Origin of the sequence: Salinivibrio sp. ES.052 (assembly GCF_900141775.1) — a bacterium.
Lineage (GTDB): Bacteria > Pseudomonadota > Gammaproteobacteria > Enterobacterales > Vibrionaceae > Salinivibrio.
The window spans coordinates 1264156-1285665 of sequence record NZ_FSRI01000001.1; the positions used below are offsets into that span (position 1 = coordinate 1264156).

The following is a 21510-nucleotide window of genomic DNA, read 5'->3' on the forward strand; positions in this document are numbered from 1 at the left end:
TTAATTACCTGCTATTGCTTGCTTTAGTGCTTTAATCATTAATAGAGAGGACGTTGCACCGGGATCTTGATGGCCGATACTGCGCTCGCCTAAATAGCTCGCTCGCCCTTTTTTCGCTTGCATTTCAATCGTGGCTAATACACTCGCTTCTGCGAGCTCAACCATCTCATTATGTAAGTGATCAGCACTCGTGCCCTTATCTAACGATGCCTTTATATTCGTCAAAACTGGTAGCCAAACATCGCACATCGTTTTGTCGCCCAATTCAGCTTTACCACGAGAGACCACACCATCGACACCACTTTTTAGCACGTCGATCAGCTCTTCAAAGGTTAATTGTTCTCGGGTCCCGACAGCCGCCGCCGTGCGAATAAATAACGTGCCATACAACGGGCCGCTTGCACCTCCGACACTAGACAACAATGTCATTCCCGTATTTTTTAGAATGCTACCCATGTTTTGCTCGACGATTTGCGGCAGTTTCTCCGCGACTTTCTTAAAGCCACGATTCATGTTGAGGCCATGGTCTGCATCACCGATATCACGATCAAGATCCGTGAGAAAATCTTGATTTTCTTGATAGGTTGTCGCGCATAACTCTAACCAGTGGATGATATGTTTTTTTTCAATTTGCATGTTATTTCCCCTGTTACCAGTTGATTGCGGCTGTGTCGACGGGCGCATCAAAAAGTTCTAACATCTCGTTATCGGCTTTGAGTAAGGTGATTGACACCCCTTCCATATCAAGCGACGTACAGAAGTTACCTACCCTATTCCGTACGATGCGGAATCCCGCTTGCTCGCAGTTATGCGCTAGACGGCGATACACGCCGTAAAGCTCAGATATTGGCGTGCCTCCCATACCATTGACCATCACGATGTAGTCATGATCGGCAGAAAAAGGCTCAATACTAGACACGACCTCATCCCATTCGCCTTCTTCACGATTCCAAATCCGTAATGTGCGCTGATAAGGTGCGTTCTCAGTGATTTCAGCAAACATCTCATCTACCAAAGTATCGACGTCTGTGTATCGCATGCGTTTAATACCAGGCTCACCATGGATACCGACACCAAACTCTACTTCATTATCTTCTAAGATAAACGACGGCTTACCTGCGGCTGGCACGACACACGCATTGAGCGCGACACCAAAGGATCGGCACTGGTTATTGACGCGTTGAGCAAGCGCTTCACACTGTGGCAACGTATAACCTTTACTTGCTGCAGCGCCGACTAATTTTTCCACTAACACAGTGCCTGCCACGCCACGGCGACCAGCGGTATAAAGGCTATCTTTCACGGCCACATCATCATCCACCAAGACTGACCCAACGCGGATACCATCGGTATGAAGTAGCTCCACGGCCGTTTCAAAATTCAACACATCGCCCGTGTAGTTTTTTATAATAAAAAGCACGCCTTCGCCGGTATTCACTTGATTCCCACACTCATACATTTGATCCGGTGTGGGCGAGGTAAAGACTTCTCCTGGGCACGCGCCAGTCAACATGCCTTTACCAATAAAGCCCGCATGCAAGGGTTCATGACCACAACCGCCACCAGACACTAACGCGACTTGCCCTGGTGTTTCCTCATGCCACATATAACGAGGTTCATAGTTGGCTTTTAGCTCAGGACGGGACAACGCGAGGCCTTCCATTTGTTGCAAGACAACATCATCAACTTGGTTAATTAGTTTTTTCATCGTTCTATCTCATTCCATTTATTTTTACGTAGGGTATGAAGTCATCTTAAGCAGAGAAAACCGGGGCTCAACAAAAATAATTTCGTTCCATAATGGAACAATCTATCTTTTTATTTCGTTTCATTTTGGAACGTTATCAACGGAAGTTGCCTGAATAGTGATCGATGCCAAAAAGCATGTTTTTTTGTTTTTTCTCGCGCGACTTATTTGACACTGCGGTCATAAAAGCACACTTCAAATCCGCGATATCCTTTCTCGTTTGGGATGTCAGTCCTAATATAGCGCCTCTCCTACAATGGTTTTTCATTGCAGAAAACACACATAACAAAGAATAAAGGTCTGAATTATGGACAAAATAATTATTAGCCCCAGTAAATACGTCCAAGGTGAGCAAGTACTGAGCTCGATTGCACACTACGTAAAGAGCCTTGGTGAGAAACCATTAGCCATCGCCGATGAATTCGTCACCCACTTGGTCGGTGATACGGTAAAGCAGAGTTTTGCTGATGAAGACGTTTCGCTAACAACCAATATTTTTAATGGCGAATGTTCACGTGTTGAGATCGAGCGCATCACCGATATTTGTGCGACACAGCAACATGATGTCATCGTCGGTATTGGCGGTGGGAAAACATTAGATACGGCAAAATCCGTTGCCTTCTATACCAACATTCCCGTTGTTGTTGTGCCGACTATCGCGTCTACAGATGCGCCAACGTCGGCTCTCGCCGTTATCTATACCCCAGAAGGTGAATTTTCTGAATACTTGATGATCCCTAAAAACCCGGACATGGTGATCATGGATACATCTATCATCGCTAAAGCACCGGTTCGCTTGCTAGTGTCCGGGATGGGTGATGCGCTATCAACTTACTTTGAAGCTCGTGCAAATATGACGTCAGGAAAGGCAACCATGGCCGGCGGGCTCGCGACACGGTCTGCACAAGCGCTCGCGAAACTGTGTTATGAAACATTACTTGAAGATGGCTTAAAAGCGAAAATCGCAGTGGAAAATGGAGTGAGTACCAAGGCGGTAGAAAACATTATTGAAGCCAACACCTACTTAAGCGGTATCGGCTTTGAGAGCAGCGGGCTAGCTGGCGCACATGCGATCCATAACGGCCTCACCAAGCTTGAGGAATGCCATCACCTTTACCATGGTGAAAAAGTAGCATTTGGTACACTTGTTCAACTCGTGCTCGAAAACGCGGCAATGGAGGAGATAAATACGGTCCTCGCTTTCTGCCGCTCCGTTGGCCTACCGACCAACCTTTTTGATATGGGCGTAAAAACGCTAAATCATGCGACGTTGCGTGCGGTGGCAGAAGCATCAACGGCTGAGGGAGAGACTATCCACAACATGCCATTTCCTGTCACCGCAGATAACGTTTATGCCGCCATGTTGACGGCGCATCAACTGGGTCAATAGTGCGTCGCCTACCGCGTAGATTGAGGCATATCGGATCATAAAAAACGCCCAGCAAGATGGCTGGGCGGGAATGGAAGGTCAACCACTGGTTGACGCACATCAGAACAAGAACATTGCATCCGTGATTACGCGGTGCAATGTTCTTTGGTTCATCGGTGATAAGAGATTAATCAAACGGAGTGGGATCGCCACTGCCATGACGTCGAACTTCAGGGCTATCATTACTAAAGTCGATTACCGTGGTCGGATCCTCACCCAATACCCCACCGTGCATAATTAAATCCACACTGTGCTCTAAATGATCGCGGATCGCTTCGGGATCGGATTCGGTAAAGTCGTTACCCGGTAAAATCAGTGAGGTCGACATTAGCGGCTCACCCAGCGCCTCGAGCAAATCCAGGGCAATTTGGTTATCTGGAACACGAATGCCAATGGTTTTCCGTTTTGGATTCATCAAACGTTTTGGCACTTCTTTGGTCGCTTTCAGAATAAAGGTGTAGGCACCTGGCGTATTGTTGCGGATAAGACGAAATGCGACGTTGTCGACCCGTGCGTACAGTGATAACTCAGACAGATCGCGACACAACAAGGTGAAGTTATGATCTTTATCGAGATCGCGAATACGGCAAATACGCTCTAGCGCTTGTTTGTTCTCAAGCTGACAGCCAAGCGCATAGCCCGAATCGGTGGGATAAATGATCACCCCACCGTTTCGCACAATTTCCACCGCTTGTTTGATCAGCCGCGCTTGCGGGTTCTCTGGGTGAACGTAAAAAAACTGACTCATGATTCCTCCTGCTTTAGCTCCGCCACACTAGGATGCTCAACCGCGATCCAGCGTTGGTGGCTAGCGCGCCGGATAGTCCTTATCGCTATTAATATAACGTATGTGTTTATTCTAACGCGTCTGGCTTGTCGCTATCTAGTTGATTTACTGATTGCCATTTTTGTTCAGCCGCGTCTAACCACGCCCAGTCATGCCAAACCGGCTGACTGTCTTTGGGTAGCCATAAATTGCGGCCCAGCTCTGTCCACGGAGAGGGATAATGAAAATCCGACCCCAGCGAGGCCAATAAACCATAATCGCGCGCGTAATCGGCCAGCAAACGACGTTCTTGTTGCGACTGCTGAGGAAGGGCGACTTCGATAGCATCGCCATTAGCGTCAGAAAACGCAGCCAGTAATCGTTTCAGCCATTTGGCTTTGAGTTTGTATCGGCCTGGGTGAGCGAGCACCGCCTGCCCGCCTGCCTCATGGATCGCCTCAACGGCCTCTGCAATCGAGCACCAGTTCGGTGGTGCATAGCCGGTATTCCCTCGGGTTAAAAAACGCTTGAAACAAGCCTGCATGGTTTTCGCGTGACCTTGCTCCACCAACCAGCGAGCAAAATGCGCACGGGTCAGCGTTGCATCGCCAGCCAGTTCACGCGCCCCCGCGAGTGCTCCAGTGTAATGAGAGCGTTCTAACCGCTCAGCAATCAGCTCAGCGCGTTGTTGGCGTCGCTCAGCTTGTTCCGCAATCAATACGGTTAATGCCGGGTGCTGGGGATCGACATTTAACCCTACAATGTGGATATCAAAGTTCTGCCACAAGGTCGAAATTTCAATGCCAGTGACCAGCGTAAGGGGCAAGTTTTGATGGTCAATTTCTGCTTGCGCCTCCAGCAGGCCGGCGGTGGTGTCGTGGTCGGTAATCGCCAATACGCCCACGCGACGCTCGACGGCACGCTGCACCAAATCTTTGGGTGATAAGCGGCCGTCTGAGGCTGTGGTATGGCTATGTAAATCAATGATCATGATGTATCGGGTTTCCTTAATGTGCTCGCGCCTTGGCACTGTCCGTGTGTGTCTTATCAGCCTGAGGCTGAGTACGCGCTACGGGGCTCAGTCAATGCGAACGCGCCAAGTTAATCAGTGCTTAGCGAGCACGGTGAATATCTTTGTTCTTTACTATCGTGTGCTTATTCCGCACTTTTTCTGCATTCTTTTCGATTTCCCCGTTGACACGGAAGCAAAATATCAGTTTACTAGTACACAAGTTAACGCGCACCGTTTCTCTGTCTTGGGGAGCGATATGGCGCTAAGGGTAACAGTCACAACGGAGTCTCGCAGCATGTATTTCAACGCCGCGTCTAGATCACATTCGATTCACACTGCACCAACTGCCGAACAGGCCGTGAGTGTATTGGCGACATCCATGACCTCTGTTGCGCTTATTTGGTGGCACGGCTCCTCACGGGTGGTGTGACGCGCTGTATAAACAGCTACCTTATTCACAACGCCCGCCACTGATGCGGGCGTTTTTGTCTCTTAGTTTTGCCATCACGCGTTATCGTGCCACCACGCATTCAGCCACGGTAACCTGCAACCATAGTTTAAAAGGATATTTGATGATTATTGTACTTAAGCCCCAATCCACCGAGCAGGATGCCAAAGCCCTACTCAATCAAATCGAGCAATGCGGGTTAAAACCTCTTTACATGCCGGGTGTGGAACGCATTGTATTGGGCGCGCTGGGTGATGAACGTGTGCTGCAACAATGCCATTTTGAGGCCAACCCGCTGGTTGAGGAAGTCAAACCGATTTTAACCAAGTACAAACGTGTGAGCCGTGATGTACAGCCGCATGACAGCGTGGTGCATATCGGCAATGTACCTGTAGGCGGTCAACACTTCGTGGTCATGGCAGGTCCCTGCTCGGTGGAGTCGGAGTCTCAATTGCTATCCGTGGCGGAGCGAGTCAAAACGCACGGCGCACGTGTGTTACGGGGCGGCGCCTTTAAACCTCGCACCAGCCCTTATGACTTCCAAGGCATGGGGGTTGAGGGGCTAAAACTGCTCAAACAAGCCAGTGACCTGACCGGCATGCCAACCGTGTCAGAAGTAATGGAAATTAGCCAAGTCGACGCGGTGTGCGAGTACATTGATTGCTTGCAAATTGGCGCGCGTAACATGCAAAACTATGGCTTACTCAAAGCGGTAGGCGAAACCGGCAAACCTGTCTTGTTAAAACGTGGGCTTTCCGCCACTATCGAAGAATGTTTGCTGGCGGCGGAATATATTGTCGATGCAGGTAACCCCAATGTGATTTTATGTGAACGCGGTATTCGCACTTACGAAACCGCCACACGTAACACCTTGGATTTGAATGCCGTGGCCTTGATGAAGCAGCGCAGCCATTTGCCTGTGTTGGTCGACCCAAGCCATGGTACCGGCGTGCGAGAGCTAGTGACGCCACTATCACGCGCCGCAGCGGCCGTGGGCGCGGATGGCATCATTGTGGAAAGCCACTTAAACCCAAGCGAAGCACTGTCAGACGGCCACCAAGCATTAACCGGCGATATGTTCGCGCAGCTAATGCAAGAACTTACCCCCTTTGTGCAAGCGGCAGGGAGAAAGCTGTGAACACTCATGATCCCCAACATGGCGAGCTTGATACGCTCCAACTTTCGGTGCCTTATGTCGCCGACCCGACCGAGTTGTATGCCGCCGTGTGCCAAAATAAGCCTTACAGCATGCTGTTGGAGTCGGCAGAGATTGACTCCAAACGCAACCTTAAAAGCCTGATGCTGATTGATGCCGCCGTGCGCATTGAGTGCCGCGGGCAACGCGTGACCTTACAAGCGCTCACCCATAATGGCAGCCATTTGCTGGAGAGTATCACCCAGAGCGCAGCGCTTAAGGCCCTCGCCTGTGAGGTAGCGCAGGCCGACGATGGAGACTTTCCCGCCCTGACATTGACGTTCCGCCATCCTAACGACAATGGTGCGCTATTGGATGAAGACGCCCGTCTGCGCCAAGCGTCGGTGTTTGATGCCCTGCGTGTCATCAAACAAAGTATCGCGTTGGATAATCAACCTGACGATGCGCTCTTTATCGGTGGCCTGTTTGCCTATGATTTGGTGGCCAGCACTGAAACGCTACCGGCGGTGGACGGCACCGAGCACTGCCCCGACTACCTGTTTTATGTCGCGGAAAGCTTACTAGTAATTGACCACCAGCACCGCCAAGCGCGCTTACAAGGCACCTTATTTGGGGGTGATAACGCTCGCGTCCACTATGTGGATTTATCGCGTCGCTTGCAGAGCATCAAAGATGCCTGCTTATCGCCTGCGCCGCTTCCAGAAGCGCCCGTGGTCACCGATCACAGCGTTGCGGTTTCGGTCTCCGATTCAGATTTTTGTCAGCAAGTTGACGCGCTGAAAAAGCACGTCATTGCCGGAGATGTGTTTCAAGTGGTGCCATCGCGCCGCTTTACCCTCGCCTGTCCCTCGCCGCTCAATGCTTATCGAGCGTTGAAGCGTGGCAACCCTAGCCCGTATATGTTTTATCTGCGCGATAGCGAATTTAGCTTGTTTGGCGCTTCGCCGGAAAGCGCCCTTAAATATACTCAAGCGACTAATCAGGTGGAGATTTATCCCATCGCGGGTACGCGCCGACGGGGAAAAACCGCCCAAGGCGACATTGATCACGACTTGGATAGCCGCATTGAGCTTGAGCTGCGTAATGATGAAAAAGAAAATGCCGAGCACATGATGCTGGTCGATTTGGCCCGCAACGATGTGGCGCGAATTAGCACGCCCGGCAGCCGCCATGTCGCCGACTTGCTCAAAGTCGACCGCTACAGCCACGTCATGCATTTAGTTTCTCGGGTGGTGGGTCAGCTGAAACCCGATCTAGACGCGCTGCATGCGTACCAAGCCTGTATGAATATGGGCACGCTCACCGGTGCGCCCAAGCTTCGCGCGATGCAACTTATCCGTGACACCGAACAGTGCCGTCGCGGCAGTTATGGCGGGGCCGTGGGCTATTTTACCGGTTCGGGTGAGATGGATACCTGTATTGTGATCCGCTCTGCCTACGTTGAAAACGGCCTTGCCACCGTACAGGCCGGTGCGGGTGTAGTGTTTGATTCTGACCCACAAGCCGAGGCGGACGAAACCCGGGGTAAAGCACAAGCGGTGATCCATGCGATTCAAACCGCCCACCAAGGAGGCCAATCATGAGTACCCCGTCAATGGACATCGTCCTGCTCGATAACATGGACTCCTTTACCTATAACTTAGTGGATCAATTTCGCGCACTGGGTTACCCGGTCACGGTGTTCCGCAATCATTTAGAGGCCGAGGCGATTGCTCGCCACATCCGTACCCTGCCCCAGCCGCTACTGGTGCTTTCGCCCGGCCCAGGTGCGCCGGCTGATGCCGGCTGTATGCCCGCATTGATTGAAAAACTGCGTGGCCAAGTGCCAATGCTGGGGATTTGCCTGGGTCAGCAAGCGATCGTCGAAGCCTACGGCGGCACAGTCGCCGGTGCTGGCACCATCATGCACGGCAAGGCCTCGGCCATGTATCACCAACAGCATGCGGTATTTGGCCCATTGGCATCCCCGCTCACCGTGGCCCGTTATCACTCGCTGGTGGCGACTGAGGTACCTGCCAGCTTGGATGTCATTGCCACGACCTTGGATGGCGACGCTCAAAAAGTGATGGCGGTGGTGAGCAATACCGACTACGTGGTCGGTTATCAATTCCATCCAGAATCTATTTTGACCGCACAAGGCGCTGCCCTGCTCACCCACACCATCGATTGGGCCAGTGGCTACTATCAGCGCTAACAATAATATCAGCGCTAACAACAACACGTGCCAGATAAGCACGGAGCTCGAACAGACAAATACCGAGGTTAAGTACAGTGATGGATCAACTACTAGAGACGCTCTACCAACAACAGTCACTCAGCCAAGCACAAAGCGAGCAGCTGTTTAGTGCGATCATTCAGGGTGAACTCGAGCCAGCACGATTAGCGGCTGCGTTAACCGCATTGAAGATTAAAGGGGAAACGCCTGAAGAAATCGCGGGCGCGGCAAAAGCACTCACCGACAACGCCGAACCTTTCCCCCGCCCCAGTTATCCGTTTGCCGATATCGTTGGCACGGGAGGCGATGGCGCGAACACCATTAATATTTCAACCACGGCCGCCTTTGTCGCCGCGGCTTGTGGCGTTAAAGTCGCCAAACACGGCAACCGCGGGGTATCGAGCAAGTCAGGCTCCTCCGATTTACTCGCTGCCTTTGGCATTGATTTGGCGATGCCTGCCGACCGTGCTCGCGAGGCCTTGGATAATCTGGGCGTTTGCTTTTTATTCGCCCCGCAATACCACACCGGTGTACGACACGCGATGCCCGTACGCCAAGCGATGAAAACGCGCACCATCTTTAATCTGCTTGGGCCGTTAATTAACCCGGCGAAACCTAGCATTGAGCTGATGGGCGTGTACGACCAAGCCCTAGTTGCGCCGATTGCACAAACCATGCAAAACCTCAATATGACACGCGCGGCTGTGGTTCACGGTGACGGCCTGGATGAGGTGGCTATCCACGGCCCCACGACGGTGGCAGAAATCACCCCGACCCACATCGAGCATTACACCCTGACCCCCAGCGACTTTGGTGTACCCGAATACCCGCTGGAAAGCATTGCCGGGGGCACACCAGAGCAAAACCGCGCGATAATCAGCGCAATTTTGCAAGGTAAAGGCACAGACGCCCAGCAAGCCGCGGTGGCCGTCAATGTGGCACTATTGCTACGCTTATTCGGAAAAGAAGATTTGAAAGCAAACACCCAACAGGCCTTGGACGTGATGGCGTCGGGCAAGCCTTACACCATCATGCAAGCGTTAGCACAAAGGAGCGCAGTATGACCACGTCAGCCCTCAATGACACAATATTAGGCCGCATTGTCGATGACAAAAAACGCTGGGTGGCCGCGCGTAAGCGCACTCAGCCGCTGGACAGCTTTATCGACCAACTGACGCCCAGTGATCGTGACTTTCGTGCTGCACTGGCCGCGCCGGGGTCACAGTTTATCTTGGAGTGCAAAAAAGCCTCGCCTTCAAAAGGCCTGATCCGAGAAGACTTCGATCCGGCCAGTATCGCCCGTGCCTACCGACCCTTTGCCGCGGCCATTTCGGTCCTGACTGACGAAGACCACTTTCAGGGCAGTTTTGACTTCTTGCCGATCGTGCGCGCACAAGTCGATGCGCCTGTGCTTTGCAAAGATTTTATTATCGACCCTTATCAGGTTTACCTCGCGCGTCATTATCAAGCCGATGCGATCTTATTGATGCTGTCAGTACTCGACGACGCCGAATACCGCGAGCTGGCCGATTTAGCCGAGTCGCTAAAGCTGGGCGTGCTTACCGAAGTGAGCACCGAAGACGAGCTCGCGCGTGCCAATGCCTTAGGGGCGGTGGTGATTGGGATTAACAACCGGAATTTGCGCGATTTAAGCATCGATCGCGATCGTACCAAACGCTTAGCACCACAAGTGGGCGAAAAAGCGATCGTGATTTCAGAAAGTGGCATTCATAGTCATCGCCATGTGCGCGATCTTGCCCACCATGCGGATGGCTTTTTGATTGGCAGTGCATTAATGGCAGAACCCGACCTTACCCTCGCGCTACGTAAAGTGATCTTGGGAGAGAATAAAGTCTGTGGACTCACCACCGCCGACGATGCCCTCGCCGCCTATCACGTAGGCGCTATCTACGGCGGACTCATTTTTGTTGAGCACTCCCCGCGTGCCGTCACGCCTGCCGTGGCCGAGCGCGTGCAGCAAGGCGCGCCGCTTCGCTATGTAGGCGTGTTCCAAAATCATGCGCTGGACACCGTGGCCGAATACGCGCAACAGCTCAGCCTTTACGCGGTGCAACTGCATGGTGATGAAGACGCAGCGTATCTACAAGCATTGCGTGAGAAGCTCCCTGAGCACTGTGAAATTTGGAAAGCGCACGGTGTCTCTGATGTCGCACCGGCTTTAGACGGCGTGAATGCTGACCGCCACCTTATCGACAGCCGAGTCGGCCAACAATCTGGCGGCACGGGTAAAACCTTTGATTGGCACCTGATCCCTAAAACCGCCAAAGACAAAGTCATGATTGCCGGCGGGCTCACCCCCGAGAATGCGGCCAAAGCGGCTGAACAAGGCTGCCTCGGGCTGGATTTTAACTCCGGCGTCGAGCATGCGCCCGGTGTGAAAGATGCCAACAAGTTAAACGCGGCGTTCCACGCCCTTCGCCGCTATTGATTTTTCGAGATAGTTGATTTTCTGAGATGGTTGATTTCCATAAATAATTTAGCTGAGAGGATGGATGTCGCCAAGACCACCAAACTATCTCGGCCCCAGTTAAAGACGTAAAAGGATAATTATGAGCAAGCTTAACCCGTATTTTGGCGAATTTGGTGGTCAGTATGTGCCCCAAATTCTGGTGCCTGCGCTTGATCAGCTCGAACAAGCGTTTATTGATGCCCAAGACGATCCGAAATTTAAAGACGATTTTATCCGCCTGCTGCAAGAGTATGCCGGACGACCCACCGCGTTGACGCTTTGTCGTAACCTCACCAAGGGGACGAACACCAAGCTGTATCTTAAGCGTGAAGACTTGCTGCACGGTGGTGCACACAAAACCAACCAAGTACTGGGCCAAGCGATGCTGGCCCAGCGTATGGGCAAATCAGAAATCATTGCCGAAACCGGAGCCGGTCAGCACGGTGTGGCGACTGCACTGGCGTGTGCGCTACTGGGGCTGAAATGCCGCATCTACATGGGGGCCAAAGACGTTGAGCGCCAAAGCCCTAATGTGTTTCGAATGAAGCTGATGGGTGCCACCGTCATCCCAGTACATGCGGGCTCTGCGACGTTAAAAGATGCATGTAACGAAGCAATGCGCGACTGGTCAGCCAACTATGATACCGCCCACTATTTGCTCGGTACCGCAGCGGGCCCGCACCCCTTCCCGACCATTGTGCGCGAGTTTCAACGCATTATTGGTGAAGAAACCCGCGCGCAAATTCAGCAGGTAGAAGGTCGCTTGCCGGATGCGGTAATCGCCTGTGTGGGTGGCGGCTCAAACGCCATTGGCATGTTTGCTGACTTTATCGATGACAAAGACGTGCGTTTAATTGGTGTTGAGCCCGCGGGCAAAGGACTCGATACCGATCAACACGGCGCGCCCTTAAAGCACGGCAAGCCCGGTATTTTCTTCGGTATGAAATCCCCGCTGATGCAGGATGAATATGGCCAAGTGGAAGAGTCGTATTCAGTCTCAGCCGGATTAGACTTTCCGTCCGTAGGACCACAACATGCGCACCTTAACGCCATTGGCCGTGCCGAATACCCGGCGGTCACTGACGATGAAGCCTTAGAAGCGTTCCAATCGCTTGCGCGCAACGAAGGTATTATTCCCGCGCTAGAATCTGCCCATGCACTGGCTCAAGCCCAAAAAATGATTGCCGCTGATCCCGAAGAGGAACAGCTTTTGGTGGTCAATCTATCCGGACGTGGTGATAAAGATATCTTTACTGTATATGACATTTTAGAAGGCAAAGGAGAGCTGTCATGATGGCATCATCAACTCGATATCAAGCGATGTTCGCAAATCTGGATGCCAAACAGCAAGGTGCCTTTGTTCCTTTTGTCACCTTGGGGGATCCAAATCCAGAACAATCACTCGCCGTGGTCGATGCCTTGGTTGAGGGCGGTGCCGACGCGCTTGAGCTCGGCATGCCGTTTTCTGACCCATTGGCCGATGGCCCGACCATTCAGGATGCAACCATTAGAGCAAGATCGGCAGGCACCACCCCCGATACCTGCTTTGAAATGTTGGCAGCGATACGCGAAAAACACCCTAACGTGCCGATTGGGCTGCTGATGTACGCTAACCTCGTCTACGCCCGTGGTATTGACGCTTTTTATACCCGTTGCGCGGAAGTGGGTGTCGATTCGGTGCTCGTGGCAGATGTGCCAATTGCTGAATCTGCGCCATTTCGCGAACAAGCGCTAGCGCATGGTATTGATCCGATTTTTATTGCGCCACCCAACGCAGACGATGCAACCTTAGCTCATGTTGCGGATCTGGGTCGTGGCTATACCTACCTGGTGTCTCGCGCCGGCGTCACAGGGGCAGAAGCTAAAGCAGGGGCACCGGTTGAACACCTGCTCGGCACCTTGCATCATCATGAAGCACCGCGTCCGCTGCTTGGCTTTGGCATTTCAACCCCTGAGCAAGTCAAAGCGGCAATCAGCGCCGGGGCGGCAGGCGCCATTTCTGGCTCGGCGGTGGTGAAGATCATCGAGCATCATCAACATGATGTGCCCACCATGCTTGCTGCCTTAACGGACTTCGTCAAAACCATGAAAGCGGCGACAGCTCGCCAATAATATCAAGCTGGATAACACTGAGCTTGATAACACTAAGAGTTGGGCGATGCTTGTTCACCATCGCCCTGATGATGGTCACTTACCCAATACGTGGCCTCATCAAACCGCGGCCCAGCACGACTGTGTTGTTTTTCATTAGGGGGCTGCATGGTGTTATGATACACGCGGTATTGATTCTTCCCTGCCCGCTTTGCGGCGTACATTGCCGTATCCGCATGCGTCAGTAAACGTTCTCCGCTGAGCTTATCCTGACCATACGCAATACCAATGCTGGCCGAGACTTGGCACGGAGACTCGTTAATATTGATAGGCTGGTGCGCCACATCAACCAGAGTATTGGCAGTCTCTATCGGATCATTTTTATGCTGATACGGCATCACCACCGCAAACTCATCCCCGCCTAAACGCGCAATCACCGCATATTGAGGAAGTCCTGCCACCAGCTTATCCGCCAATACCGAAAGAAACAGATCGCCCACATCATGGCCATAGTTATCGTTAATGGCTTTAAAACCATCGAGGTCAATCACTAATATCGCCATATCGTCTGTGTTAAAAGTATAGCGACCGTTTAACGTATCAAACAACCAGTGGCGATTATGCAACCCCGTGAGTTGATCCTCGCGCGCTAACCGATAGTAGCGTTTCGCTTCCATCGCGATCAATATAAGTACCGTGGCCCCAACAGCAATCATTCCCAACGTCATCACGGTGGTCAGCTGTCCTAGCTGGTTCAGTAACCGAGTATGTTCACGATAGCCATTCCCCGGCATCGACAGCGATTGCTGAAAAAATCCATCGAGCAGTTGCCGCTGCTGACGATAATGAGCGATCTGCGAGCCTATTGCTTCGCTGGAGTAACGCAAGGCATAAAAACGACTTTCATGCGCTTTGAGATCGGCAAACATAGTTTTAAGCAGCACAGTTGGATGAGACTGGTCTGCTTCACCACTGTTCGCCATCGTAATGGCAACAGGAAAACGGCTCCACAAAATCTCATACTGAATCGCCAATGGATCAAAGCCACTCTTTCCACCTTGATAGCGCTCTAGCAACGTAATGAGCGCATCGTACTCTTTAGACAGGCTAAGCATATACCACACAAGCTTGCTTTGACTGTTGGTCAGACGCTCAGATAAGGTCGTGATCTTGTTCGTGGTTAACACCACGCCAACCGCCATAAGGGCAATGAAAACAACCAAAATAGTGCGCTTGACCGGCATGACCTTAAATTGTGCGTTTCTCATCATTCATGACTCCTTAGCGCAGGCACTCTATATCGGTCAGCTGCCAAACCATTGCCGAATAGAATTGATCATTCTGAATCTCAGGATATTGGTCGAGAGGAAATACCAACCAAAGTGGGCCCAGAGTCCGTAATGTCATCGCCTGTCCGTTTCGTTTCATGGCAATCATTGGGTGATACCGCACGGCCATGTTAAGACTGAGTACCGATTGGTATCGGTTCATCGACTTCAGGTTGACATTAGCACATTCCCCCACACCAGCAGCGTCAAGGACTGTTGATAGCGCCACGCCATCGAAACGTTGCTGACCTCGTGTGAACGGGGTTTGAGTAATGATATGTGCTTGTGGCAATGCCTCGAGCTTCTGCCGATCAAATAGCATACTTTGCTCTGGGCTGGCCCTAACCGTGAGGTTAATCGGCACATGTAACGAAGCTGCAGTACTGAAGGTCACGAAAAGACTGACCATCACCGTCGCAACACGAAGGGGTTGAAATACACCGCATAGCAATAAAAAAGGGGCGGCCATAGAGACTGTGCTAGGTTTTTCTTTCATTTTTCACCAGTTACATCATCACGACAACCGGAGGTTTGCCTGTCAGCAACAGGGCATGCTCTGTCTGACTGTCACAAACGTAAGTCACTTGTCTGTATTACGCCACTGATGTGACGCAGTTGCGACTAGTGTGCTTGAAAGTCGTTGACGATTTATAGTGCTGATGTCGTCATTTATTACTAAATCTCATCATTGAGATAACTCGCAGCGAAACGCAGAGAGCAAGATAGAAGTGACAAATAAAAAACCTGTCGGCACAGTGTGTACCGACAGGTTGTCGACGCGTTTAGCTAAGGTCACGCATTAATAGTTCAAACTCTTCTTGCGCTTGATCAATCAATGTCGCTAACTCATTGGCATCCTTGTGGTTCAAGGGTAATGCCCAACTATCGCATTTCCCAGGCTCAATATGCTCGGCAAGCAACTGGGTTATCTTCCCTTTACGCTGAAATGTGACTTCATCAAACTCAGCAAGGTGAGGGTGTTGCTCGTCTGCAATGTGAACCATCACATTACCATTGGGTATTACTCGCACGTGCGCTTTTTGCGCGGGTGTCGTATTTAAAGTGTAACTGCGTGAACGGATAGACATGGCTACCTCCTGTCACTCGATATGAGGCACTAATAAGTGTAGTGACTCTCCCCCAAAATCGGCAGTGAACCGCACTGTATTTTTATGATATCGGCCGAAAAATCGTTAGTAATTGTGAAGCGCATAATAATCGACGCTAGGACAATTAATTAGGTTAACGACCTTTATACGGTAAGTGTCATTAACCGTTGAATACGCATATTCAATCAACGTGGTCCTGTCAGAATTACAGCAGCGGGCTGAACATATAGAAAAACTGCTCTATGGGCTTGAGGTAAACCGGCCTTTGCTGCCACGTTTCTGGATTAATACGGTAGGACTGAGCAAGATACTGTTGATGCAATTCATTAATGCTGGCACAAAAAGCAGGATCGTCCACGGTTAAGGTCAATTCAAAATTCAACCAGAGGCTACGCATATCCAAGTTCACCGTGCCAATCAAACAATACTGCTCATCGACTAATACTGATTTAGTATGCAATAAGCCGCCACCAAAGCGGTGAATTTCGATACCGGCAGCCATTAAGTCTTCAAAAAAGGAGCGACTCGCCCACTCAACCATCAGCGAGTCATTTTTTTCTGGCACAATAATCGTCACTTTCACGCCCCGCTGTGCCGCGGTTTGCAAGCTCACCATTAACCCTTCACTGGGGACTAGATAAGGGGTCGTAATGGTAATACTGGTTTCCGCTTGGTGGATCGCTAGCGTAAGCACTTGTTGGATCATCCCTTCAGGCAACCCTGGCCCAGACGGAATGGCTTGCACGGCATGATTTGCGTGTTGATGATCTTCAATCATCAGACACTCTGGCGAGGTCGGTAAATCACGTAATCCTGTTTCTACCTCCCAATCCCATGCAAACACACTGCTCAACACTGGCACCGTCGGGCCGGCCACTCTCACCATCACATCCACCCACTGTCCGACGCCAGCATCTTGTTTGAAAAACCGCGGATCAACCATGTTCATCGAGCCAGTATAAGCCAAGTGATTATCAATAATTACGACCTTGCGGTGCTGACGAATATCAAGACGCCGAAAGAACATTCGGAATGGATTCACCGCCAGCGCTTCTATCAGCTCAACACCTGCCTCACGCATGGCATGCGGCCATTTGCTACGGAAAAAAGTTTTACTTCCCGCCGAATCCAGCATGATCCGCACCGGAATACCTCGTTTGGCGGTATCACATGCGGCTTGCGCGACCTCATCGGCATGGCCGCCTGGATGCCAAATGTAAAACACCATGTCCACGCTTTTCGTCGCTTCCCGTATGTCTGATGCCACCGACTTAAGAATATCAGCCGGCTCCGTTTGCAGAGTAAGTTGGTTACCGGTCAGCTCGGGAACCCCTATTCGCGCATGACAGAGTCGATTCACATGATGTGATTGCTCATTGATATGCTGTGGTCGGTGTGCTGGACACGCTTGCAAACTGAGTAACCATTGGCGGTAAGGTTCAAACATCGCCTTTGCCCGCACCGCACGGGTTTTACCTAGGTTTAACTCACCAAAAAGGAGATATGCGATCACACCTACAATCGGTAGAATATAAATGATCATCAACCAAGCGATAGAGACCCCCAACGCCCGCCGCTTAAACACGACTCGGATAGTGACACCTGCAATGGTCAGCCAATATACCAGCAGCAGAAGTAAGGTAAGGATCTCGTAAATTTTTTCCATGCCCAAGTGCACACCTTGATAGTCATTAGTGGGGAGCAACCCGTTAGCTAACCCTATTCTGCCTAGCTTATAAGCGGGTGCAAGCCATGTTTTGGCTTTAGATTACGACACTCCCACCATTTACCGTGAGTTAAAACACATAATAAATGTTCTTCCAAAGCCAGTTATTCATACAAGCGTGATGAAACACAACAACGTTAACAACATGTTAAAACAATAATTGCAGCAGAGAAAGCCACTGTGATATTCACTGTAGGTAGCGAATTGCCCTTATGAGTGACGATTAAGTAATCACAAGCGGAAAGAATATGGGGAAATAGTGACTTTTGAAGGCATTAAAGACGGCAAGATCTTCAAATTCTACGCATAAACTGTTTTACTTACGAGTCTTCAAAGTAGGAATCACTTGTTAGGGCGCGTAATGAATACTTTACACCTCTGACCGTTCTTCCAGTGGCTGCATCTCAGGACGCTGTCAATAAAATCAATTATGTATCGAAACGATAACGAGTAGGTATGGCAAATACACAACGCGCACAATTTTCGTCCCGACTAGGGTTTATTTTGGCGGCAGCGGGCTCAGCGATTGGGCTGGGTAACATTTGGGGCTTTCCCACGCAGACCGCCTCAAACGGCGGCGCCGTTTTTCTGTTCATCTATCTGCTAATGGTTTTTATCCTAGCGTATCCCCTTTTAATAGCAGAACTCACTATTGGTCGTTATGGCAGTGCCAACCCCGTTCGTTCTTTATCGTCGGTTGCTGGTGGACAGAAGTGGTTAGGTCGTTTGCTCGGCTTAGTCGGGATGCTGGGGGCGACGGGCATTCTGAGCTTCTATGCCATTGTCGCTGGCTGGCTGGTCGGCTTTATGGTCTCACCTCTACTCACCGCATTAGGCTTTACTGAAACCGCCACTTGGTTGGAGTCGTTTAGCGAAACCCGAAATTTAGCATTGATGCTGTGCTTTATGGTGCCGACTATAATGGTTGTGCGTAACGGCATTGCGAATGGGATTGAGCGTTGGTCATCACGTCTCATGCCCGTCCTGTTTCTGCTGTTCGTGATCATGGTGGTGTACATTTTGTTCCAACCCGGCGCTATCGACGGTTTAAAAATGTACCTTATCCCCGATATGTCACACCTTTCACCTAGCCTTGTCGTAAGTGCCATGGGACAAGCCTTCTTCTCGTTATCGCTCGGTGTCTGCGTGATGATGGTGTATGGCTCTTACTTATCCAAGTCTGCCAGTATCCCTAAAACGGCCGCGCAAGTTGCGTTACTCGATACGGGTATTGCCTTTACGGCCGGGCTACTGATCATGCCCGCCATGTTTGTGGCACAGCACAATGGGGTCGCGATATACAGCGAAGCGGGCGAATTGCTGAGTAGCGATACCCTGGTATTTAGCGTGTTACCCGCGATGTTTGACACCATGGGTTCGGCAGGATTATTTGTCGGTTTTGCCTTCTTCTTACTTATGGTGATTGCAGCATTAACGTCGGCAATTTCGATGCTTGAGGTGCCCGTTGCCTGCGCGACCGAAGAGCTGAATCAATCACGAGAAAAAGCGGTGTGGTGGATTGGTGGCCTAATCACTGTCGCCTCCGCCATTATCGTCTACAACTTTGGCGATCTATTTGGCTTGGTGGTTACCGTCACCACCGAGTACGCACAACCTATCCTTGGCCTGCTGTTTGCTCTGGTTGCAGGCTGGCTATGGCACCGCAACGAGATCTTGAAAGAGCTGGTTCAAGGTAGTCCTGAACTGGGCGAGTCTTGGTTCTGGAAGATTTGGCCAGGCTATGTTCGCGTTATCTGCCCGATACTGATGCTACTGGTGTTCGGCTGGGACTGGATTTAATCTTCAACGCGCCTTGGCTCCCCTGCCAAGGCGCCTACCTTGTAACCTCGCCCCTCTCCACATTGTCGTTTCCCCCTCTCCGCGCATTTGGGTACACTGCGTAAAATAGTTCGCTTTAAAAACATAGGCACGCGACAGCGTTATGAAACAACTAATTGATTTTATTCCTCTAATTATCTTTTTTGCCTTATACAAATTTTACGATATCTATATGGCAACCGGCGCATTGATCATCGCCACCATTGTTCAGGTTGTAGTGGTTTGGGCGTTATATAAACGCGTAGAAAAGATGCAAATCATTACCGCTGTGCTAGTCGCCATCTTTGGCGGCATGACGCTATTTTTTCACGATGATAACTTCATCAAGTGGAAAGTCACCATTGTGTATGTCTTGTTCGCCATTGGTTTGGCGGTGTCCGAAGCGATGGGTAAGCCATTGATCAAAAATATGCTCAGCAAAGAGCTCACCCTACCGGATCGCGTATGGCGCACCATTAATTGGGGCTGGATTGGGTTCTTTTTGGTGTTAGCCGGCGTCAACATTTACGTCGCTTACAGCATGCCACTCGACGTCTGGGTGAACTTTAAGGTGTTCGGTACCTTGATTCTCACCTTTCTCTTTATGATTGTCACTGGGGTGTATATCTACCGTCATATGCCCAAAGAAAGCAGCTCCGACCAATAAAAACTTGCCCAAATGCTGTGTTAGCGGTCACAATTCTTATCTTGTTCTATAAAAAGGGGCGCGTGCCCCTTTTCGATAAGATGTGAAGAGAAGAGCCATGCCTGACAATAAAAACAACTGCCCGCGCGGCCAACTGCTGCTTCGTACATTAGCGATGCCCGCCGATACTAACGCCAATGGCGACATTTTTGGTGGCTGGATTATGTCTCAGCTTGACTTGGCAGGGGCAATTCTCGCCAAAGAGATTTCAGGCGGACGTGTTGTCACAGTGTCAGTCAACGACATTACCTTTAAATCACCTGTCAGTGTCGGCGACGTGGTCTGCTGCTACGGTACCTGCCAACGCATTGGTAACACCTCAATTACCATTGAACTAGAAGTGTGGGTAAAACCGGTCAGCCACGATGAAATCGGTGACCGTAATAAAGTCAGTCACGCAACATTTAACTATGTCGCCATTGATGAGAACGGCCGCCCTCGCGCGATCAAAAAATAAAAAAAGGGCCTGTTTGTTTAACAGGCCCTCACTTTATATCGATTAGTCACGGTTACATGTTCTTGCGTTCATCAATGCACTCGTAAGAGCCCATTTCAAATTCGCGACAAATCCAGGGACGATTTTCGTAGATGGTGCACATAAACGTCTCTCGATCGACTGCTGAGCACCAACCATCTTCAAGCCGTTTCATTACCTCGCCGCCCCACGCATCGGTTTCAATATGCTCTTTCGGAACCCCTGTTTCGGTAATCAGCATTACCTCTAAACGGCAGCAACAGGCTTTACAATTTGCACATGTAATGCCTGATGTTGGCAGGTTTGTTACTTCAATGGTCATACACAACTACATATTACTCAGTCATCAGCATCGTACGCTAAATGCAGCCCTCTGACGAGAGTGGGAAGAGAGCTAGGCTGTTAAGCGTTGTTTAAGCTGCACCGCCTGCTCCTGAAAGCGCGGTTGATCTGCATCATCACGGCTCTTAGCGATAGTAACCCATTGCACCCCTGTTTCATCATTGTGTTTATACTCGATACAAAATACGTACTTTGCACTCGTGAATAACGCCAATAAAGCCCCGACGACGAAGCCCGCTAATGGTAAGTAATCGGCATAAGGAAGCCCGTAATCAGCGTCCCCGCTAGTCAAAAAAATGAATAGAATGCTGGCGCTTATGATCCCTAGTCCCATCATTCTCATTACATGATCTTTCCACGTTAAGATCTTCACGTTGGCATTAACGATATTATCGATATCGTAGCAATCATCATTAACGCACAAGGATTTTAAATTTTGTTTTATTACCTCTGACTTTCTCATGCTTATTTCCATATCAAGGTGTGTGAGCCACTCACACTTCCACAGGTCTCATCACACTGCGACGATTATTATGTCTATTTTTTTTAACAGGGCCATTGGAAATAAACGCAAACGTGACCCACAACACTGAACATTTAATGCGTTCCGTGTTAACTCATTACTCACTTGCCTGCTACGCTCAACAAAGCGGTGACTTTGTAGATAACGGA

21 protein-coding genes and 1 other annotated feature are annotated in these 21510 nt (G+C 50.5%); of the genes, 11 read left to right on the forward strand and 10 right to left on the reverse strand.

The features are described 5' to 3' along the window. Together dhaL and dhaK are read right to left on the reverse strand one after the other, a co-directional pair. Positions 1-636: a dihydroxyacetone kinase subunit DhaL gene (dhaL, locus tag BUQ98_RS05790; protein WP_074212912.1), complete on the reverse strand. Its 636-nt coding sequence runs from the start codon at positions 634-636 to the stop codon at positions 1-3. A gap of 13 nt (positions 637-649) precedes the next feature. After that, positions 650-1708, reverse strand: coding sequence for a dihydroxyacetone kinase subunit DhaK (gene dhaK, locus BUQ98_RS05795; RefSeq protein WP_074212913.1), 1059 nt, complete (start codon positions 1706-1708; stop codon positions 650-652). A gap of 346 nt (positions 1709-2054) precedes the next feature. Here dhaK and BUQ98_RS05800 point away from each other — a divergent pair, with 346 nt between their 5' ends. After that, positions 2055-3137, forward strand: coding sequence for a glycerol dehydrogenase (locus BUQ98_RS05800; protein ID WP_074212914.1), 1083 nt, complete (start codon positions 2055-2057; stop codon positions 3135-3137). A 166-nt stretch (positions 3138-3303) separates the two neighbouring features. Here BUQ98_RS05800 and BUQ98_RS05805 read toward each other — a convergent pair whose 3' ends face one another. Further along, positions 3304-3924, reverse strand: a complete 621-nt coding sequence (locus BUQ98_RS05805) for an L-threonylcarbamoyladenylate synthase (RefSeq protein ID WP_074212915.1) — start codon at positions 3922-3924, stop codon at positions 3304-3306. A 106-nt stretch (positions 3925-4030) separates the two neighbouring features. Continuing rightward, on the reverse strand, positions 4031-4933 hold the full coding sequence (locus BUQ98_RS05810; RefSeq protein ID WP_074212916.1) for an RNase RNM: 903 nt from the start codon (positions 4931-4933) through the stop codon (positions 4031-4033). 415 nt (positions 4934-5348) lie between these two features. Beyond that, positions 5349-5443, forward strand: a sequence feature (Trp leader region). Positions 5444-5526: 83 nt separating this feature from the next. On the opposite strand from BUQ98_RS05810, the gene aroF reads away from it, so the two are divergent. The 7 genes from aroF (at position 5527) to trpA (ending at position 13355) form a co-directional block, all read left to right on the forward strand. Continuing rightward, a complete protein-coding gene (aroF, locus tag BUQ98_RS05815) occupies positions 5527-6540 on the forward strand; it encodes a 3-deoxy-7-phosphoheptulonate synthase (RefSeq protein ID WP_074213599.1) in 1014 nt (337 codons plus the stop codon). Further along, on the forward strand, positions 6537-8141 hold the full coding sequence (locus BUQ98_RS05820; RefSeq protein ID WP_074212917.1) for an anthranilate synthase component 1: 1605 nt from the start codon (positions 6537-6539) through the stop codon (positions 8139-8141). Before aroF ends, BUQ98_RS05820 begins: the two co-directional genes overlap by 4 nt. Further along, complete coding sequence (locus BUQ98_RS05825) at positions 8138-8752, forward strand: aminodeoxychorismate/anthranilate synthase component II (protein WP_074212918.1); 615 nt, start codon at positions 8138-8140, stop codon at positions 8750-8752. The genes BUQ98_RS05820 and BUQ98_RS05825 overlap by 4 nt, the downstream gene beginning before the upstream one ends. Before the next feature lie 80 nt (positions 8753-8832). Continuing rightward, a complete protein-coding gene (gene trpD / locus BUQ98_RS05830) occupies positions 8833-9837 on the forward strand; it encodes an anthranilate phosphoribosyltransferase (protein WP_074212919.1) in 1005 nt (334 codons plus the stop codon). Continuing rightward, the gene (gene trpCF / locus BUQ98_RS05835) at positions 9834-11222 is read left to right on the forward strand and encodes a bifunctional indole-3-glycerol-phosphate synthase TrpC/phosphoribosylanthranilate isomerase TrpF (RefSeq protein ID WP_074212920.1); all 1389 of its coding nucleotides are present in this window, start codon (positions 9834-9836) and stop codon (positions 11220-11222) included. Before trpD ends, trpCF begins: the two co-directional genes overlap by 4 nt. Before the next feature lie 121 nt (positions 11223-11343). Further along, positions 11344-12537, forward strand: a complete 1194-nt coding sequence (trpB, locus tag BUQ98_RS05840) for a tryptophan synthase subunit beta (RefSeq protein ID WP_074212921.1) — start codon at positions 11344-11346, stop codon at positions 12535-12537. Continuing rightward, positions 12534-13355 carry a tryptophan synthase subunit alpha gene (gene trpA, locus BUQ98_RS05845; RefSeq protein WP_074212922.1) on the forward strand — a complete coding sequence of 274 codons (822 nt, stop codon included), beginning with the start codon at positions 12534-12536 and terminating at the stop codon, positions 13353-13355. Before trpB ends, trpA begins: the two co-directional genes overlap by 4 nt. 32 nt (positions 13356-13387) lie before the next feature. On the opposite strand, the gene BUQ98_RS05850 is transcribed toward trpA, so the two are convergent. The 4 genes from BUQ98_RS05850 to cls all read right to left on the reverse strand — a co-directional run bounded on the left by BUQ98_RS05850 (position 13388) and on the right by cls (position 17437). After that, positions 13388-14605: a GGDEF domain-containing protein gene (locus tag BUQ98_RS05850; protein ID WP_074212923.1), complete on the reverse strand. Its 1218-nt coding sequence runs from the start codon at positions 14603-14605 to the stop codon at positions 13388-13390. Between the two features lie 10 nt (positions 14606-14615). Next, entirely contained in the window at positions 14616-15158 is a 543-nt protein-coding gene (locus BUQ98_RS05855; protein ID WP_139294648.1) for a putative pterin-binding protein, read from the reverse strand. 286 nt (positions 15159-15444) lie between these two features. Continuing rightward, a complete protein-coding gene (locus tag BUQ98_RS05860; RefSeq protein ID WP_074212925.1) occupies positions 15445-15750 on the reverse strand; it encodes a hypothetical protein in 306 nt (101 codons plus the stop codon). Between the two features lie 226 nt (positions 15751-15976). Next, entirely contained in the window at positions 15977-17437 is a 1461-nt protein-coding gene (gene cls, locus BUQ98_RS05865) for a cardiolipin synthase (protein WP_074212926.1), read from the reverse strand. Positions 17438-17953: 516 nt separating this feature from the next. On the opposite strand from cls, the gene BUQ98_RS05870 reads away from it, so the two are divergent. From BUQ98_RS05870 to yciA, 3 genes are all read left to right on the forward strand, one after another. After that, positions 17954-19297 (forward strand): sodium-dependent transporter, encoded by a 1344-nt coding sequence (locus BUQ98_RS05870; protein ID WP_074212927.1) that lies wholly within the window; start codon positions 17954-17956, stop codon positions 19295-19297. A gap of 142 nt (positions 19298-19439) precedes the next feature. Then, complete coding sequence (locus BUQ98_RS05875) at positions 19440-19982, forward strand: septation protein A (protein WP_074212928.1); 543 nt, start codon at positions 19440-19442, stop codon at positions 19980-19982. Positions 19983-20079: 97 nt separating this feature from the next. After that, entirely contained in the window at positions 20080-20478 is a 399-nt protein-coding gene (gene yciA / locus BUQ98_RS05880) for an acyl-CoA thioester hydrolase YciA (protein WP_025674456.1), read from the forward strand. 52 nt (positions 20479-20530) lie between these two features. Here yciA and BUQ98_RS05885 read toward each other — a convergent pair whose 3' ends face one another. Next, positions 20531-20818 (reverse strand): YkgJ family cysteine cluster protein, encoded by a 288-nt coding sequence (locus tag BUQ98_RS05885; protein WP_074212929.1) that lies wholly within the window; start codon positions 20816-20818, stop codon positions 20531-20533. Positions 20819-20890: 72 nt separating this feature from the next. Further along, complete coding sequence (locus BUQ98_RS05890) at positions 20891-21301, reverse strand: hypothetical protein (RefSeq protein WP_083605214.1); 411 nt, start codon at positions 21299-21301, stop codon at positions 20891-20893. Between the last annotated feature and the right edge of the window lie 209 nt (positions 21302-21510).